The organism is Flavobacterium ovatum, from assembly GCF_040703125.1.
In the GTDB taxonomy this organism is placed as follows: domain Bacteria; phylum Bacteroidota; class Bacteroidia; order Flavobacteriales; family Flavobacteriaceae; genus Flavobacterium; species Flavobacterium ovatum.
In genome coordinates, this window is the sequence record NZ_CP160035.1 from 879,477 (window position 1) to 895,808 (window position 16,332).

The 16,332-nt window shown below is 32.6% G+C and carries 17 protein-coding genes; 15 read left to right on the forward strand and 2 right to left on the reverse strand.

Annotated elements, in window-relative coordinates; genetic code table 11:
- The first annotated feature begins 11 nt into the window (after positions 1 to 11).
- Positions 12 to 1,112, forward strand: a complete 1,101-nt coding sequence (gene dprA, locus ABZP37_RS03890; protein ID WP_366185777.1) for a DNA-processing protein DprA — start codon at positions 12 to 14, stop codon at positions 1,110 to 1,112.
- 685 nt (positions 1,113 to 1,797) lie between these two features.
- On the opposite strand, the gene ABZP37_RS03895 is transcribed toward dprA, so the two are convergent.
- Both ABZP37_RS03895 and ABZP37_RS03900 read right to left on the reverse strand, forming a co-directional pair.
- The gene (locus ABZP37_RS03895) at positions 1,798 to 2,106 is read right to left on the reverse strand and encodes a hypothetical protein (protein WP_366185779.1); all 309 of its coding nucleotides are present in this window, start codon (positions 2,104 to 2,106) and stop codon (positions 1,798 to 1,800) included.
- Positions 2,107 to 2,213: 107 nt separating this feature from the next.
- Entirely contained in the window at positions 2,214 to 3,266 is a 1,053-nt protein-coding gene (locus ABZP37_RS03900) for a ferredoxin--NADP reductase (protein WP_366185781.1), read from the reverse strand.
- A gap of 254 nt (positions 3,267 to 3,520) precedes the next feature.
- On the opposite strand from ABZP37_RS03900, the gene ABZP37_RS03905 reads away from it, so the two are divergent.
- The 14 genes from ABZP37_RS03905 to ABZP37_RS03970 all read left to right on the forward strand — a co-directional run bounded on the left by ABZP37_RS03905 (position 3,521) and on the right by ABZP37_RS03970 (position 16,266).
- Positions 3,521 to 6,151, forward strand: a complete 2,631-nt coding sequence (locus ABZP37_RS03905) for a tetratricopeptide repeat protein (RefSeq protein WP_366185783.1) — start codon at positions 3,521 to 3,523, stop codon at positions 6,149 to 6,151.
- 2 nt (positions 6,152 to 6,153) lie between these two features.
- Positions 6,154 to 6,552, forward strand: a complete 399-nt coding sequence (locus tag ABZP37_RS03910; protein ID WP_366185785.1) for a polymer-forming cytoskeletal protein — start codon at positions 6,154 to 6,156, stop codon at positions 6,550 to 6,552.
- Positions 6,527 to 6,754 (forward strand): AtpZ/AtpI family protein, encoded by a 228-nt coding sequence (locus tag ABZP37_RS03915; protein ID WP_366185787.1) that lies wholly within the window; start codon positions 6,527 to 6,529, stop codon positions 6,752 to 6,754. Before ABZP37_RS03910 ends, ABZP37_RS03915 begins: the two co-directional genes overlap by 26 nt.
- Positions 6,755 to 6,812: 58 nt before the next feature.
- Positions 6,813 to 7,205 carry a DUF6168 family protein gene (locus ABZP37_RS03920; protein ID WP_366185789.1) on the forward strand — a complete coding sequence of 131 codons (393 nt, stop codon included), beginning with the start codon at positions 6,813 to 6,815 and terminating at the stop codon, positions 7,203 to 7,205.
- A gap of 116 nt (positions 7,206 to 7,321) precedes the next feature.
- Complete coding sequence (gene atpB, locus ABZP37_RS03925; protein ID WP_366185791.1) at positions 7,322 to 8,479, forward strand: F0F1 ATP synthase subunit A; 1,158 nt, start codon at positions 7,322 to 7,324, stop codon at positions 8,477 to 8,479.
- Between the two features lie 107 nt (positions 8,480 to 8,586).
- A complete protein-coding gene (atpE, locus tag ABZP37_RS03930) occupies positions 8,587 to 8,778 on the forward strand; it encodes an ATP synthase F0 subunit C (RefSeq protein WP_170111537.1) in 192 nt (63 codons plus the stop codon).
- Positions 8,779 to 8,900: 122 nt separating this feature from the next.
- Positions 8,901 to 9,401, forward strand: a complete 501-nt coding sequence (locus tag ABZP37_RS03935; RefSeq protein ID WP_366185792.1) for a F0F1 ATP synthase subunit B — start codon at positions 8,901 to 8,903, stop codon at positions 9,399 to 9,401.
- Positions 9,402 to 9,406: 5 nt separating this feature from the next.
- Positions 9,407 to 9,940, forward strand: a complete 534-nt coding sequence (gene atpH / locus ABZP37_RS03940; protein WP_366185793.1) for an ATP synthase F1 subunit delta — start codon at positions 9,407 to 9,409, stop codon at positions 9,938 to 9,940.
- A 38-nt stretch (positions 9,941 to 9,978) separates the two neighbouring features.
- On the forward strand, positions 9,979 to 11,556 hold the full coding sequence (gene atpA, locus ABZP37_RS03945; RefSeq protein ID WP_366185795.1) for a F0F1 ATP synthase subunit alpha: 1,578 nt from the start codon (positions 9,979 to 9,981) through the stop codon (positions 11,554 to 11,556).
- A gap of 85 nt (positions 11,557 to 11,641) precedes the next feature.
- A complete protein-coding gene (gene atpG, locus ABZP37_RS03950; protein WP_366185797.1) occupies positions 11,642 to 12,502 on the forward strand; it encodes an ATP synthase F1 subunit gamma in 861 nt (286 codons plus the stop codon).
- A gap of 192 nt (positions 12,503 to 12,694) precedes the next feature.
- A complete protein-coding gene (locus tag ABZP37_RS03955) occupies positions 12,695 to 13,105 on the forward strand; it encodes a DUF547 domain-containing protein (RefSeq protein ID WP_366185799.1) in 411 nt (136 codons plus the stop codon).
- Positions 13,106 to 13,230: 125 nt separating this feature from the next.
- The gene (locus tag ABZP37_RS03960; protein WP_366187472.1) at positions 13,231 to 14,697 is read left to right on the forward strand and encodes an oligosaccharide flippase family protein; all 1,467 of its coding nucleotides are present in this window, start codon (positions 13,231 to 13,233) and stop codon (positions 14,695 to 14,697) included.
- Between the two features lie 52 nt (positions 14,698 to 14,749).
- Positions 14,750 to 15,184: a dUTP diphosphatase gene (gene dut, locus ABZP37_RS03965; protein WP_366185801.1), complete on the forward strand. Its 435-nt coding sequence runs from the start codon at positions 14,750 to 14,752 to the stop codon at positions 15,182 to 15,184.
- Between the two features lie 65 nt (positions 15,185 to 15,249).
- Positions 15,250 to 16,266, forward strand: a complete 1,017-nt coding sequence (locus ABZP37_RS03970; protein ID WP_366185803.1) for a sugar phosphate nucleotidyltransferase — start codon at positions 15,250 to 15,252, stop codon at positions 16,264 to 16,266.
- The last annotated feature ends 66 nt before the right edge of the window (positions 16,267 to 16,332 follow it).

The window sequence follows — 16,332 nt, forward strand, 5'->3', positions numbered from 1 at the left end:
AATCCATTAGCATGACAGAACAAGAATTATTTTATCTTTTAGCCCTACAAAGAATAGAGGGAGTTGGCGATATTATGGCCAAAAAACTACTTATGCAATGCGGAACCGCCGAAGAAGTTTTTAAAACCAAGTCACAACAACTCGCTTCCATTGATGGAGTAGGGAGTCTGTTGCTCAAAAACATCAAGGACAAATCCGTTTTTGATAAAGCAACTAAAGAACTTCAATTTATTCAATCGAATAATATTAAAACCCATTATTTTCAAGAGGATAATTATCCGGAACGACTGAAACATTGTTTTGATGGGCCGGTTTTATTGTTTAGTTCCGGAAATATAGATTGGAAAACCCGAAAGATGATTAGCATTGTGGGTACGCGTCAAATTACGTCCTATGGAGCTGAATTTTGTAGAAAGTTAATCGAAGATTTGGCGCCCTTGAATCCGGTTATCGTGAGTGGTTTTGCTTATGGAGTGGATATTGTAGCACATCAATTGGCGATGGAAAATGATTTGCAAACGATAGGAGTGGTTGCGCATGGACTGAACCAAATTTACCCAAAACCGCATAAAAAATATGTGGCAAAAATGGAAGAAAATGGTGGTTTTATGACGGAGTTTTGGAGTACAACCAATCCTGATAAAGAAAATTTTGTGCGTCGCAACCGCATTGTAGCCGGAATGACTGAGGCAACAATAGTAATAGAATCTGCGGATAGAGGCGGATCGTTGATTACGGCAAATATGGCCAATGATTACAATCGAGATGTTTTTGCTGTTCCAGGTCGCGTGACTGACAAATACAGTCAAGGATGTAATAATTTGATTAAAACCCAAAAAGCCCATGTGCTTACTTCGGCTGCCGATTTAATATATATACTGAATTGGGATATTCAAGCAGCAACAAAATCTGTTCAAAAACAACTTTTTGTAGAATTAGAGGCAGACGAACAAAAAGTGTATGATTATTTGCTCAAAACAGGCAAGGAATTGATGGATATTATCGCGCTGCAATGTGATTTTCCGATTTATCGAATCTCGGGTTTATTGCTTAATATGGAACTCAAAGGAGTTATTCGACCTTTACCAGGAAAATTATTTGAAGCGATTTAAAATAGAGGTTCTTCTGGAAATATTGTGAAATTCATAAACTAATATAATTACTTTAATGATTTGTCAGTTCGAGGAGTAATTTTTATTCTAAAAAAGCAATATAAAATGACGTTATATGAATGTTAGCATTTCTAATTCCCCTCTTGAGAGGGGCTAGGGGTGTGTTTTTTAAGTATCTGTAAATCATTCATTTAAACTAAAACGTCATAGGTAGCGAAGTCGAGATGCGATAATGGGTCTCGACTTTGCTCGACTTGACAAAAATTAGGGACTGCTTACAATAACTCTTCTAATTTAAAATTTATTCTTTCACACAAATATCAGTAGAACCAAAATAGATAATAGGTTTATAAAAAGCGATGGTTCATCATTAAGTTAGTGATGTGCTAATTAATTTAGCAGTCCAAAAAAAATTCGTGTAATTTGAATCTCTAAGTTTTTTATTCGTGCTAATTTGTGTAATTCTATCTAACAAAATAGTTTAACCGAAAAGGACGAAAAGATTGATTTTATATTGTTTATGAGAACGCAATAAACGCAAAGCTTTGCGAACCTTGCGTAATGCTTTGTGAACTTTGCGTTTAAAAGTTAGCAACTCTTTGTCAAAGACCTAAGGGTACTTTCTTTAAATTCGTGGCAACTTTTTTTCTAAAGTTTGAAGTAAAGTTTTGTGTCTTTGTGGCAATTAAAGCCAAATTTTATTTATTCTACAAATTTCGTGAATATAACTCTTGAGGTTTGTTATTGTGTCTTGGTAATTGGGGGATTCATAACCAAAACGGTCGTGTTCCATTTGTTCTTTTTCGAGTGCACTGCAACCTTTCAAAACTTCTTTAATCATATCGAGCATGATTAGTTCCTTGTTGTTTTCTTTTTCGAATTTAAAATTGATAAGGTCATCTTCTAGCTTTTCGCAATAGTCTAAAAGTGCTTGAACTTCTGGTTCGTCCAGAAGTTCATGAGCATTTTTAAATATTTCGAGTTTGTTTATCATGATTTAATTTCGATCGAAAAAAAGTGTTTCAGTACTGAAGTCGACACCTTCTGTTTCAAATAATCAAAGTAACTGAAAACTGAACAACTGTGACTGATTACTAATAATTAAACGTCATCATAATCAATATAGATTGTCTCAGATGTTGGATGTGCTTGACAAGTCAAAATCAATCCATCAGCAATTTCTTTGTCTGTCAAGATAGAATTTTTCTTCATCTCGGCTGTTCCTACAGTTACTCTAGCAAGACAACTGCTGCAAATTCCGCCTTGGCAAGAATAAGGGGCGTCGATTCCTTTTTTCAAAGCAGCTTCAAGAATGGTTTGCTTTTGTGACATTTCAAAGCTAGTTTCTTCATCATCCACCATTATAGTGATTTTTGAATGGCCTTCTAAAGATTCTGTAATCTCGATTTCTTGAGAAGAAGCTGTGAAAAGTTCAAAATGAATAGCTGAATCTTTTACATTTTTTTCTTTTAATACTCCAGATACGGTATTGATCATTTCCTCAGGACCACATAGATAGAATTTGTCAAATGATATCTCTTTGTGTTTATTGTTTAGCGCAAAGTTGATAACTGATTTGTCAATTCGACCAAACTGAGCATTCTCAACATTGACTTGGCTGTAGACATAATCCACAAAAAAACGGCTCACATATTGTAAATGCAAATCATGTAATTCTTGTTGAAAAATAGTTTCTTCAGGTGACTTGTTTCCGTAAACCAAAACAAAAGAACTTTTGGGTTCGCTTTTTAGTACTGATTTGATAATGGAAATAACAGGTGTGATTCCACTTCCAGATACAAAAGCTATATAGCGATTTTGTTTGTCCGCTACAGGTTCAAAAGTGAATTTTCCTTCGGGTTTTCCTACTTCAATAACATCACCAGCTTTAAGTTTGGTATTCGCAAATTGAGAAAAAGCACCATCTTTAACCGCTTTTACGGCAATACGCAATTCACCGCTTTCTGGCGAAGAACAAATAGAATAAGCTCTACGAATTTCATTTCCGTCAAGGGTTAATCTTAAATTTACATATTGTCCTGCAAGGAATGTGTAGCCTGATTTTAATTCTTCAGGAACATTAAAAAGAATAGAAACTGCACTTGCCGTTTCACGTTTTACTTCTTTTATAATTAATTTTAAAAATGAAGGCATAGATTAATTTTTTTACAAAAATAGGAAACCTTGATAAATAGTACCTAATAAGCGGATTGTTTTTTGAAAAAAACCAATGAAATAATATCAAATATTGACTATTTTTAGGGAGATAGATTTTGAAAAGACTGATAAATAGATTTTTGAAAACGTTTTTAGGGCTTTAAATTTCTATATTTCAAAAAGAAACGTATTTTTACCAGTCATTATATTAAATGAGTACTTACGAAGTTAAATGATAAAAAAACATTCAATTGAAAACCAATATAGTTAATTCTTCAATTTCATTAGGACTCTTCATTATTTTGGGCGCTTGTTCAACAAAAAGAGATAATCTTTTGTCAAGAAACACACATGCTTTAAGTACCAAATATAATATTTTGTACAATGGAGGAATTGGCCTTGAGAAAGGTGTCGCTGGTATTGAAGGGAATGATAAGGACAATTTCTGGAAGCGTTTGCCAATTGAAAAAATGCTGTTCAATGAAGAATTAGAGGGTGTGAAAAAACCAATAAATGCTGATTTTGAATTGGCGGAGAAGAAGGCTACCAAAGCTATTCAGAAACATTCTATGAATATTGATGGCACAGAACGAAACTTTCAAACGGATGAAGCCTATTTGTTATTAGGGAAATCTAGATATTACGATCAACGTTTTATCCCTGCATTGGATGCATTCAACTATATTTTGTATAAATACCCAGGGAGCAGTACTATTTACGAAGCTAAAATATGGCGCGAAAAAACCAATATGCGCTTGGGTAATGACGCCTTGGTTGTTAATAATATCAAACGCCTTTTGGGTAATAGAAAACTAAAAAAACAAATTTTATCAGATGCCAATGCACTTTTGTCTGAAGCTTATTTGAATTTAGAAGAAAAAGATAGCGCTGTGGCTAAATTAGTTTTGGCTGAAAAATTCACGACCAATAATCAACAAAGAGCGCGCTATCATTTTATTTTAGGACAATTGTACGAGGAACTAAGTAGTCCTGAAAAGGCAATTGAAAGTTACGAGTCTGTAATTACAATGAATCGCAAAGCAGAGAGAAAATATGTAATTCATGCCCAAGCTAAAAAAGCACAATTATTTGATTTTCAAAAAGGAGATAGTGTTGTTTTCTTAAAAAGATTTGATAAACTATTAAAAGACAGAGAAAATCGTCCGTTTTTAGATGTGTTAAATCATCAAATGGGCCTTTTTTATGATAAGCAAGACAAACAAAAAGAAGCTTTACATTATTACAATACGTCGATAAAAAAAGCCAAAGCTGATCAATATTTGGTTGCATCTAATTATAGAAATATTGCCAACATGTATTTTCGAAAAGCAAAATATCCAATTGCTGCCAAATATTACGATAGTACTTTAATTAAATTGAATGATAAAAACAGAGAGTTCATTCATATTACCAAAGTTCGAAAAGATTTAGATGATGTAATTCTTTATGAAGGAATTGCAACAAGAAATGATAGTATTATCAAAGTTTTTTCGATGTCGAAACCTGAGAGAATCACTTATTTTGAAAATTATATTACCGAGTTAAAAAAAGAAGATGAGAAAAAAAGAATCTTAGCTGAAAAGGAATTACAGATTCAAAAAAACATCGAAAATAATAGCAAATCAATTACAGACGGTAATGCAGTTTCTGCCCAAAATACAGGGTTGCCAAAACCAAGAGCAGCAGCTTTACCACCTTCACTTGGTGGAATTAATCAAAACACGGCTATTTTTTATTTTTATAATCCAACCTTAGTTTCTTTTGGGAAAATAAGTTTTAAAAACAATTGGGGTAACCGTTCTTCAAATGGAAACTGGCGTATGGGAGCCGCTACTAATGGACAATTTTCTGCGACTGATGCTACCGTGAATGAAATCGAAGAGGACGTTGAAGAGAAAAACAAAAAAGAAATAGAAGTAATTGCGGAATACACTACGGATTTTTATTTGAATCAACTGCCTTCTGATCCAAAAGTAAAAGATAGTATTTATAAAGAACGCAATGTTGCCTATTATCAATTAGGAGTTATTTATAAAGAAAAATTCAAAGAATATCAGCTTGCAACAACAAAACTGGAACAATTATTACGTCAGAATCCAGAAGAAAAGTTGGTTTTGCCTACTTTGTATAATTTGTACAAAATCTATCAAATTACGAATAGCGGAAAAGCAGCAGAGGTTAAAAATGCGATTTTGACTCAGTTTCCAGATTCTAGATATGCACAAATTATTAGTAATTCAAAATTAGATAGCGCTGATAAGAATTCACCTGAAAATGTTTATGACGAAGTATATGCTTTGTACGATGACGAGAAGTTTGACGAGGTACTTGAAAAAACAGATGTCTTAATCAATCAATTTGCAGGTGACGAAATTGTATCCAAATTAGAGTTTTTGAGGGCTAATGCTATTGGGAAATTAAGAGGGTTATCGGCTTATAAAAAAGCGATACAGTATGTGGCGGATAATTATCCAAATACTGAAGAAGGTAAGCAATCGATGGTAATTGTTAGTACTCAAATTCCTGCTATGGAGAATATGAATTTTAATACAGCCGAATCTAATAACTGGAAAATTTTGTATAAATTTTCTAAAACGGAGGACGTTAAGTTAAAATCAATTGAAAGCAAAGTGAAGAAATTTATAGCTAGTGAAAACATTCAAAAATTAGTATATCATTTTGAAAATTATAAAGAAAAAGAACGCTTTTTAGTCATTCAAGGAGCACAATCTGAAGAATATGCTAAGAATGTGAGTACCCTTTTAAAAGATAATAAAGAATATAAAATTGAAGAACCTGCCATTGTATTGTCTAATGAAAACTATAAAATAGTTCAAATTAAAAAGAATTTGGAAGATTATTTAGCTTCAAAAAAACAATAAATATGTTTGATAAAAAAACAAAATCCTATACCGATCTTTTAGGTAAAACAAATAGAATTGTTGAAGGAACAGTCATCAATGGAGATATAATTTCTCAGGCTGATTTTAGATTGGACGGAGAACTAATCGGGAATTTTCAATCGACGGGTAAACTTGTTATTGGACCGTCAGGGAGTGTTACCGGTGATGTTATCTGTAAAAACGCGGATATTGAAGGACGTTTCAATGGGAAGATTCAGGTAGCCGAAATTTTAAATGTGAAATCTAAAGCCAGTATTCACGGAGAAGTTACAGTAGGTAAATTATCTGTAGAACCTGGGGCCGAATTTAGTGCTTCTTGTATAATGAAAGACAATAAAAAACTCTTGCTTACTGATGGAAAAGAAACCCCAAAAAAATAATTCGACAAAGTGGTTGGCACTTATTAATATTCCCATTCAAATGGGAGTGATTATTTTTTTGTTTTCATATTTAGGAGGTTGGTTAGATGAAAATCACCCCAGTACTAGGGTTTATTACAGTAAAATTTTAGTGATGGTAGGTGTTGTTTTGGCTTTGTACAATGTGATAAGACAAGTAAACGAAATAGGTAAATCAGAATAATTTAGACTATAAATAAGGAAGCTGTACGCTCAATTTTTTTAGGTCCCAATATGAAGTTATGAATATAAGTAAATACAAGTCCATACTATTTTTATCTATTCTCAGCTTAATTGCGTTTATCATTCATCAATTTATTTTTGATTTTTTGAAAGTTAATACTAAGCAATTTACCTACTCACTAGAAACACTATATCTCCTTTTTTATGGATTATCAATTATTGTTTTTATGGTCTTGTTAAAAGTAAAAGAGAATAGTTTTGATAATATTGGGATGTCATTTCTTTTAGCAACTTCACTCAAAATGGTGATTTGTTATTCGATTTTAAAGCCTATATTAGTAGCCAATGCAAATGGTAACTCGATAGAGAAAATTAGCTTTTTTATGATGTTCATTCTTTTTTTAGCAATAGAAACGATTATAACCATAAGAATTTTAAACGAAAAGCAATAAAATAGCCACGAATTGGCGAAACCGTAAAAAATATTTTTTATATTCTTTTGAATATTAATAAAAAATGTACCTTTGCACCAAATTTTAGAAACGTAAAAATAACATATTTAACAGTTATGGTGATTTTAAACAGACCACTTAGATTAGTAGTAGCAACATTTCTAGCATGTCTTCCTTTAGTTAGTTTTGCAAATCAAGAAGTTGATTCTGTAGACGTAAATGTAGCACAATCTCACGCAGTAGCAGTTGAGGGACATCATGAAGGAGCTCATACAGCCCCTACAGATGTAAAGTCTAAAATTAAAGCTTTTGTAAGTCATCACGTTTTAGATTCTCACGATTTCTCATTTACACAAGATGATGAAACAGGAGAAAGTTGGGGTTTTCCATTACCAGTAATCTTATTAGATGAAGGTTTGCACGTATTTTCTTCTGCAAAATTTCACCACGGTAAAGACGTAGCAGAATCAAACGGTAAATATTATGTTATCAATCATCATGATGGTAAGATTTACAGAACGGATGCTACCGGTGCAATAACTGAAAATGAAGAAACAGGTTTTCCTTCAAATGTTCGTCCAATTGATTTTTCAATTACTAAAACAGTAGTTTCAATTTTTGGAGCAGCTTTATTAATGTTATGGTTGTTTAGCAGTTTAGCCAAGTCATATACTAAAAACAAAGGAATTGCTTCAGGTCCAGGTCGTATTTTTGAACCAATCGTTTTGTATGTACGAGATGAAATCGCAATTCCAAATATTGGTGAGAAAAAATACAAAAACTATATGAGTTATTTGTTAACGATATTCTTCTTTGTATTGTTCTTAAATATCTTTGGATTGACTCCGCTAGGGATCAATGCTACAGGTAACTTAACTATTACATTCTCATTAGCGTTTATAACGTTCTTAATTACAAACTTTACCGCTAATAAAAACTATTGGGGACACATTTTTTGGATGCCAGGTGTGCCAAAACCAATGCGTATTATTTTAGCACCAATTGAATTGTTAGGGATATTTATTAAACCTTTCTCGTTAATGATTCGTTTGTATGCAAACATTTTTGCAGGTCATATTGTACTGATGAGTATCATCGGTTTAATGTTTATCTTCAAAAGCTGGATTGGAAGTAGCTTGTCATTTGGATTGTCATTCTTGCTTTCTATTCTTGAAATATTAGTGGCTTTTTTACAAGCTTATATCTTCACAATGTTATCTGCGCTTTACTTTGGTTCTGCTGTAGAAGAGCATCATCATGAAGAAGCACATTAAAAAGTTATAGGTTAGAAGTTATAGGTTAGAGGTCATTTGACGTTTAACTTTTAACGAATAACATTTAGCTTTCAAACAAAGAATGTTTAATTTTTAATATATATATCATGGAAATTCCACAAATTATTGGAGCTGGGTTAATCGTTATCGGAGCAGGTTTAGGTATTGGTAAAATTGGTAGTTCAGCAATGGATGCTATTGCTCGTCAGCCAGAAGCTTCAGGAAAGATCCAAACAGCTATGCTTATCGCAGCTGCACTTATTGAGGGTATTGGTTTCGCTGCGTTATTCGCATCGTAATTAAAACAGAAAAAACAATAGTTGCAACGGTTGGTTGTAACTATTGTTTTTAAAATTAAAACATTACATTGCAGCAATGCAACTAGATTAAAATTAGAATATAAAATTTAGAATTATATATAATGGAAAAGTTAATAAATCAGTTTGAGTTTGGTTTGTTTTTTTGGCAAATATTAATATTTGTTGGATTAATATTATTATTAAAAAAATTCGCTTGGAAACCTATTCTTGATGCAGTTAATGAAAGAGAAGAAGGAATCAAAAACGCATTGGAATCTGCAGAAAATGCAAGAAGAGAGATGCAAGATCTTCAAGCTGACAATCAAAGAATCTTGAATGAAGCTAGAGCAGAGCGTGACGCTATGTTGAAAGATGCTCGTGAAATGAAAGAGAAAATGGTTGCTGATGCAAAATCAGAAGCACAAGTGCAAGGTCAAAAAATGATTGAGCAAGCTAAATTAGCTATTGAAAGCGAAAAAAATGCGGCTATGGCAGAATTGAAATTACAAGTTTCAACTTTATCATTGACTATCGCTGAGAAATTATTGAAAGATGAATTATCTAACAAAGAAGCTCAAACTAAATTGGTTGAGAAGTTGTTAGGTGATGTAAAGATAAACTAATCATTATGGCAAGTACAAGAGCAGCAATTCGTTATGCAAAAGCAATTTTAGACTTAGCAAACTCAATAGGTATTGCCGATGTTGTGAATAAGGATATGCAAACGATAGCTACAACGGTTAGTGGTAATTTGGAATTGAGTACATTTATTCAAAACCCTACTATTAATGTTGAAGTTAAAGAATCAGTATTGTTAGAAGTTTTTACAGGTATTAATGGTGTAACTAAAGGATTATTCCATTTATTATTTGAAAATAAAAGATTTGAAATTCTTCAAGTAATTGCTCAAGAATATAGTAAATTATTTGATGTAAGTATGGGGATTCAAGTGGCTAAGGTAACTACCGCTTTTCCTATGGATGCTGCACTTCAGGCTAAAATATTGGCCAAAATTGTAACACTTACAGATAAGAAGATTACAATTGAAAGTAATGTAGATCCTTCTATTATTGGAGGTTTTATTTTAAGAATAGGCGACCAACAGTATAATGCATCGGTAGCTAACAGATTACAAGTATTAAAAAGAGAGTTAAGTAACTAATTTTATTGCACATTTAAGTGTCTAAATTATAAATTAAGATGGCGGAAATCAAACCTGCTGAAATTTCAGCAATATTAAGAAAGCAAGTAGAAGGTTTTGAATCTGGCGCAACGCTAGAGGAAGTAGGAACCGTACTTCAAGTTGGAGATGGTATTGCTCGTATTTACGGGCTTTCTAATGTTCAATATGGTGAGTTAGTTGAATTTGAAAATGGTCTTGAGGCTATTGTATTGAATCTTGAAGAAGATAATGTTGGTGTGGTGCTTTTAGGACCATCTACAGGTATCAAAGAAGGTTCAGTTGCCAAAAGAACCCAACGTATCGCTTCTCTTAAAGTAGGAGAACAAATGGTAGGACGTGTAGTAAACACTTTAGGTTTTCCAATTGATGGTAAAGGACCAATAGGTGGAGACTTATACGAAATGCCTTTGGAAAGAAAAGCTCCTGGAGTTATCTTCCGTCAACCAGTTACTGAGCCATTACAAACAGGAGTAAAAGCAATTGATGCCATGATCCCAGTTGGTAGAGGTCAACGTGAGTTGGTTATTGGTGACCGTCAAACAGGTAAATCAACTGTTTGTATTGACACTATCTTAAATCAAAAAGAATTTTACGATGCAGGTAAACCTGTATTTTGTATTTACGTAGCTATCGGACAAAAAGCTTCTACAGTAGCAGGAATTGCTAAAATGTTAGAAGAAAAAGGTGCTATGGCTTATACAGTTATCGTTGCAGCTAATGCTTCTGATCCTGCTCCAATGCAAGTTTATGCTCCTTTCGCAGGTGCAGCTATTGGAGAATATTTTAGAGATTCAGGTCGTCCAGCTTTAATTGTTTATGATGATTTATCTAAACAAGCTGTTGCTTACCGTGAGGTTTCTCTTTTGTTGAGAAGACCACCAGGACGTGAGGCATATCCTGGAGATGTTTTCTTCTTGCACTCTCGTTTATTAGAGCGTGCTTGTAAAGTAATTGCTGATGATGGAATTGCTAAAAACATGAATGATTTGCCAGATTCATTGAAAGGTATCGTTAAAGGTGGTGGTTCATTAACGGCGCTGCCTATTATTGAAACTCAAGCTGGTGACGTTTCTGCATATATCCCAACTAATGTAATTTCGATTACTGACGGACAAATTTTCCTTGATGGTGATTTGTTTAACTCAGGGGTTCGTCCAGCAATTAACGTAGGTATCTCGGTATCTCGTGTTGGAGGTAATGCTCAGATTAAATCAATGAAAAAAGTATCTGGTACTTTAAAATTAGACCAAGCACAATTCCGTGAATTGGAAGCGTTTGCTAAATTTGGTTCTGATCTTGATGCAGTTACTTTGAATGTAATTGAAAAAGGAAGAAGAAATGTTGAAATCTTGAAACAAGGTTTGAATGATCCTTATACTGTTGAAGACCAAGTAGCAATTATCTACGCTGGTTCTAAAAACTTACTGAGAAATGTTCCTGTAAATAAAGTTAAAGAATTTGAAAAAGACTTTTTGTCTTTCTTGAATAACAAACACAGAGCAACTTTGGATGCTTTGAAAGCAGGGAAATTAACAGATGATATTACGGATGTAATTGAAACTGTAGCAAAAGAAGTTTCAGCAAAATATAACTAATATTAGTTGATGGTTGTTGGTTGATTGTCATTGGTACTATATCCAATCTGTCAACCAATAACTAACAACAAACAACTATAATAGAATGGCAAATTTAAAGGAAATACGTAATAGAATTACTTCAGTTTCATCTACGATGCAAATTACATCGGCAATGAAAATGGTATCTGCAGCTAAGCTAAAGAAAGCACAGGATGCAATCACGGCTATGCGCCCTTATGCCGAAAAATTAACTGAATTGTTACAAAACCTTTCTGCTACTCTTGATGGAGGAGCTGGTGAAGAGTTTACTACACAACGTGAAATAAAAAAAGTATTAGTAGTTGCGATTACTTCAAATAGAGGTTTGTGTGGTGCTTTTAATACTAACGTAATCAAACAGGCTAAAAACCGTGCTGTATTCTATGCCGGAAAACAAGTTGATTTTTTTACTATTGGTAAAAAAGGAAATGATGTTTTGAGTAAATCAAGTTCAGTTGTTGAGAATCAAAGTAGTGTTTTTGATGATTTGACTTTTGATAATGTCGCAGCTATTGCTGAGACATTAACTCAGAAATTTGTTTCTGGTGAGTACGATAAAATTGAATTGATTTACAATCAGTTTAAGAATGCTGCTACTCAAATTATTCAAGTTGAACAATTCTTACCATTAGCGTCTGTAAAATCTAATTTGAACGTAATTCCTTCAGATTATATTTTTGAGCCTTCTAAGGAAGAAATTGTATTGACTTTAATTCCAAAGTCATTAAAGATTCAGTTGTATAAAGGGATTAGAGATTCATTTGCTTCTGAACATGGTGCTCGTATGACTGCAATGCACAAAGCAACTGATAATGCAACAGAAATGAGAAATCAATTGAAATTAACTTACAACAAAGCACGTCAAGCTGCTATTACTAATGAAATCTTAGAGATTGTTGGTGGAGCTGAAGCTTTGAAAGGATAAGAAATAATATTTTATGTATTGAATGAAAGCCACGTTTTTACGTGGCTTTTTTTGTTTCTGTAGGTTTTAACAAGTGTATTTTGTTAAATAGGGATTAAATTAACTATAAATCTGTCATATTAGTATCTTGTTGTTGTTTTTTTAATAAATTTGCCTAAATTTTTCTAAAAATACCACACACATTAAAATTATATGATCAATTATCCTATCGAACTTTCTGAACAAATTTTAAATAATGTTAAACTTGGTCAAGATACCAAGGCGTTAAGACGTGAACTTTTTTACGTACGGGTTAGTAAATTGAATAGCTATTTATATAACGATGATTTGAAAAAAAGGTTTTGGATTAATATTTACAATGCCTATTTTTTATTACTTAAAAATGAAGCTAAAATTAAAAAAAAGACCTTTGATGTTAAGAGAATCAAAGTAGGGAATAATCGCATTTCTTTGAATGATATTGAATACCGTATTGTTAAGAATAAAGGGCTGAAAAATTATTGGGGTATCGCTAATTTATTTGATCCTTCCTTTATTAAGGAGATAGCTGTGGAAAAAGCAGATCAAATTTCAATCTCTCAATTAGATAAATACAATGGGTGATTTTTGTTTTTAAATTTGTTTTTTTTGAACTGTTCTTAAAAGTTAAGGAATGATTCTCTTTTACTTGAATGATTAAACCAAAGAAATGGTTATTTTTGTTTTCAAAATTAATAGAAAAAACCATTTTGGGATTATATAAAAAACTTTTTAAACAAACAGCTATTTACGGATTGGCAACAGTATTGCCAAGGATGTTTAGCTTTTTGTTGGTACCACTTTATACCAATTTACTTCCTAAAGCTGAATATGGTAAGGTCTCTATCATTTTTGCTTGGATGATTTTCTTCAATGTTATTCTGGCCTATGGGATGGAAACGGCTTTTTTTAGGTTTTATAATAGTGAAGACAATAAGAAATCAGTTATAGAGACTTCTATGATTTCTATATTTTGGACTACCATTTCTTTTTTGTTCATAGCTCTTTTATTTAGAAGTACTTTAGCTGATTGGTCAGGAATTGACTCCCAATACATCACTTATACTATTTGGATTTTGGCACTAGATGCTTTGGTTATTATTCCTTTTTCAAAATTACGTGCATTACAGAAACCCATGGTATATGCCATGATTAAGATTGGAAATGTATTAGTCAATCTAATTTTGAGCGTGTTGTTTTTGCTCTACTTCCCTATTTTAGTGAAGGAAAGTCCAGATGGTTTTGTGAGTTCTTTATTCATTGATAATTTTGAAATTGGTTATATTTTCTTGGCAAATATTATTGCTAGTTTATTGACTTTTGTTATTTTATCACCAGATTATGTTTTCTTAAGATGGAAATTTGATCTTATACTTTGGAAAAAAATGCTCCGATATGGACTGCCTATAATGGTAGCGGGAATTGCTTTTGCGATCAACGAACAATTTGATAAAATTCTATTGGCTAAATTACTTCCTGCTAAAATTGCAGAAGCCGAAGTAGGAGTGTATTCAGCCTGTTATAAACTAGGATTGTTTATGGTTTTGTATCGTACAGCCTATACGTTAGGAATAGAACCTTTCTTTTTTAGCCATGCTTCGGATAAAAATGCACCTCAAACCTACGCTACTGTTACTAAATATTTTGTCATTTTTGGTTCTTTAATCATGTTAAGTGTAATAGTTTTTGCGGATTTGTTTAAATTCTTAATGATTAGAGACTCTTCCTATTGGGTAGCGATGAAAGTCGTTCCTTTAATAATTTTAGCAAATTTCTGTTTGGGAATTTATACCAATCTATCGGTTTGGTATAAATTGATTGACAAAACGTATATCGGGGCTTATATTTCAATTGCAGGTGCTGTGATTACATTAGCCTTGAATTTTTTATTGATTCCAACAATGAGTTATTACGGTTCTGCCATTGCTACATTAGCGGCTTATGGAAGTATGATGGCGATTTCCTATTTTCTCGGTAATAAATATTATCCTATTCCTTATGATTTTAGGAAAATAGGAAGTTATATGGGGCTTTCCATATTTTTCTCTGTAATTTCTTTTTATAAATTTAGAGAAAATTATTTTGTTGGGATAGCACTGTTATTAGCTTTTATGTATTTTATTTATCATAATGAAAAAGAGACATTGTTAAAAATAGCAAATCGAAAAAAGGAATAATAATTTTAATCGTGACAGATTATAACTTTTCATAATATCAAAATAGTTTAAAATGAAAATAAGCATTATTAATAAATCGCAACATGCTTTACCAAGCTACGAAACCATTGCTTCAGCGGGAATGGATTTAAGGGCTAATTTGGATGAGTCGATAACATTACAGCCTTTAGAACGAACAATCGTTAAAACAGGTCTTTTTATTGAATTGCCGATAGGTTTTGAAGCGCAAGTAAGACCAAGAAGCGGTTTGGCTTTTAAAAACGGAATTACAGTACTCAACAGCCCTGGAACTGTTGATGCCGATTATCGTGGTGAAATTGGTGTGATTTTAGTAAATTTATCCAACCAAGCTTTTGTAATTCAAAACGGCGAACGCATTGCACAATTGATTATTGCAAAACACGAACGTGCTGAATGGTTTGAAGTAGAAGAATTAACTGAAACTTCAAGAGGTGCTGGTGGATTTGGAAGTACCGGAGTAAAGTAGAAAATTTAATAATTTAATAATTAAATGATTTTACAATCTTTTAATTATTTAATCTTTCAATAACAATGAAAATAATAGTACCAATGGCTGGACGTGGTTCTCGTCTTCGCCCACATTCATTAACTGTTCCCAAACCATTAATTCCAGTTGCTGGAAAACCTATTGTGCATAGATTAGTTGAAGATATTGTCAAAATCCTAAAAGAACCAATTGACGAAATTGCTTTTATTCTAGGAGATCCAGCTTTTTTTGGAGAGGATGTTGTTAGTAGTTTAGAGAAATTAGCTGCAGATCTAGGTGCTAAAGCTTCTATTTACCGTCAAGATTTACCATTAGGAACTGGTCATGCCATTATGTGTGCCAAAGAATCTTTGTCTGGTCCAGCAGTAATTGCTTATGCCGATACTTTAATTAGGGCTGATTTTGAATTAGATCCAGCGGCTGATGCTGTGATTTGGGTAAAGCAAGTCGATGCACCAGAAGCTTATGGTGTGGTTAAGTTGAATGACAACTCTGAAATTGTGGAATTGGTTGAAAAACCAACAGAGTTTGTGAGTGATTTAGCTGTTATAGGAATTTACTATTTCAAAGAAGTAGGGGATTTAAAAAAAGAATTGCAAAATGTATTGGACAATAATATTCAGAATGGTGGAGAATACCAAATAAACGATGGTATCAAAGCGATGATGGCTAATGGGAAAGTGTTCAAAACAGGAAGTGTGGACGAATGGATGGATTGCGGTAACAAAAATGTTACAGTAGAAACTAATTCTAGAATGCTTGGTTTTCTACAATCTGACGGAGTAGAATTAGTAGCTTCAAATGTGAAATTAGAAAATAGTACCATCATTCCTCCTTGTAATATTGCTGAAGATGTGATTTTAATCAATGCTACAGTTGGCCCAAATGTTTCTCTTGGAAAAGGGTGTCATGTGACGGATAGTACAATCAAAAATAGTTTGATTCAAACCCACGCTCATATTAAAAATGCTGATTTAGACAATGCAATGATTGGAAATCATGTTGTTTTTGATGGTAATTTTACCAATATAAGTATTGGAGATTATTCTGTTTTAGAATAATTTTAAAAATATATATACTAAGTTCAGAGAGAAAAATGGTATTCGACTAATAGTATTATCCTATTT

Bases quoted from the DNA above. Each gene is read 5' to 3' on its own strand.
- ABZP37_RS03895 (WP_366185779.1), bottom strand. From the start codon at position 2,106: ATGATAAACAAACTCGAAATATTTAAAAATGCTCATGAACTTCTGGAC.
- dprA (WP_366185777.1), top strand. From the start codon at position 12: ATGACAGAACAAGAATTATTTTATCTTTTAGCCCTACAAAGAATAGAG.
- atpG (WP_366185797.1), top strand. From the start codon at position 11,642: ATGGCAAATTTAAAGGAAATACGTAATAGAATTACTTCAGTTTCATCT.
- ABZP37_RS03910 (WP_366185785.1), top strand. From the start codon at position 6,154: ATGTTTGATAAAAAAACAAAATCCTATACCGATCTTTTAGGTAAAACA.
- ABZP37_RS03955 (WP_366185799.1), top strand. From the start codon at position 12,695: ATGATCAATTATCCTATCGAACTTTCTGAACAAATTTTAAATAATGTT.
- atpB (WP_366185791.1), top strand. From the start codon at position 7,322: ATGGTGATTTTAAACAGACCACTTAGATTAGTAGTAGCAACATTTCTA.
- ABZP37_RS03920 (WP_366185789.1), top strand. From the start codon at position 6,813: ATGAATATAAGTAAATACAAGTCCATACTATTTTTATCTATTCTCAGC.
- ABZP37_RS03915 (WP_366185787.1), top strand. From the start codon at position 6,527: ATGGAAAAGAAACCCCAAAAAAATAATTCGACAAAGTGGTTGGCACTT.
- atpE (WP_170111537.1), top strand. From the start codon at position 8,587: ATGGAAATTCCACAAATTATTGGAGCTGGGTTAATCGTTATCGGAGCA.
- atpH (WP_366185793.1), top strand. From the start codon at position 9,407: ATGGCAAGTACAAGAGCAGCAATTCGTTATGCAAAAGCAATTTTAGAC.
- dut (WP_366185801.1), top strand. From the start codon at position 14,750: ATGAAAATAAGCATTATTAATAAATCGCAACATGCTTTACCAAGCTAC.
- ABZP37_RS03935 (WP_366185792.1), top strand. From the start codon at position 8,901: ATGGAAAAGTTAATAAATCAGTTTGAGTTTGGTTTGTTTTTTTGGCAA.
- ABZP37_RS03970 (WP_366185803.1), top strand. From the start codon at position 15,250: ATGAAAATAATAGTACCAATGGCTGGACGTGGTTCTCGTCTTCGCCCA.
- ABZP37_RS03900 (WP_366185781.1), bottom strand. From the start codon at position 3,266: ATGCCTTCATTTTTAAAATTAATTATAAAAGAAGTAAAACGTGAAACG.
- atpA (WP_366185795.1), top strand. From the start codon at position 9,979: ATGGCGGAAATCAAACCTGCTGAAATTTCAGCAATATTAAGAAAGCAA.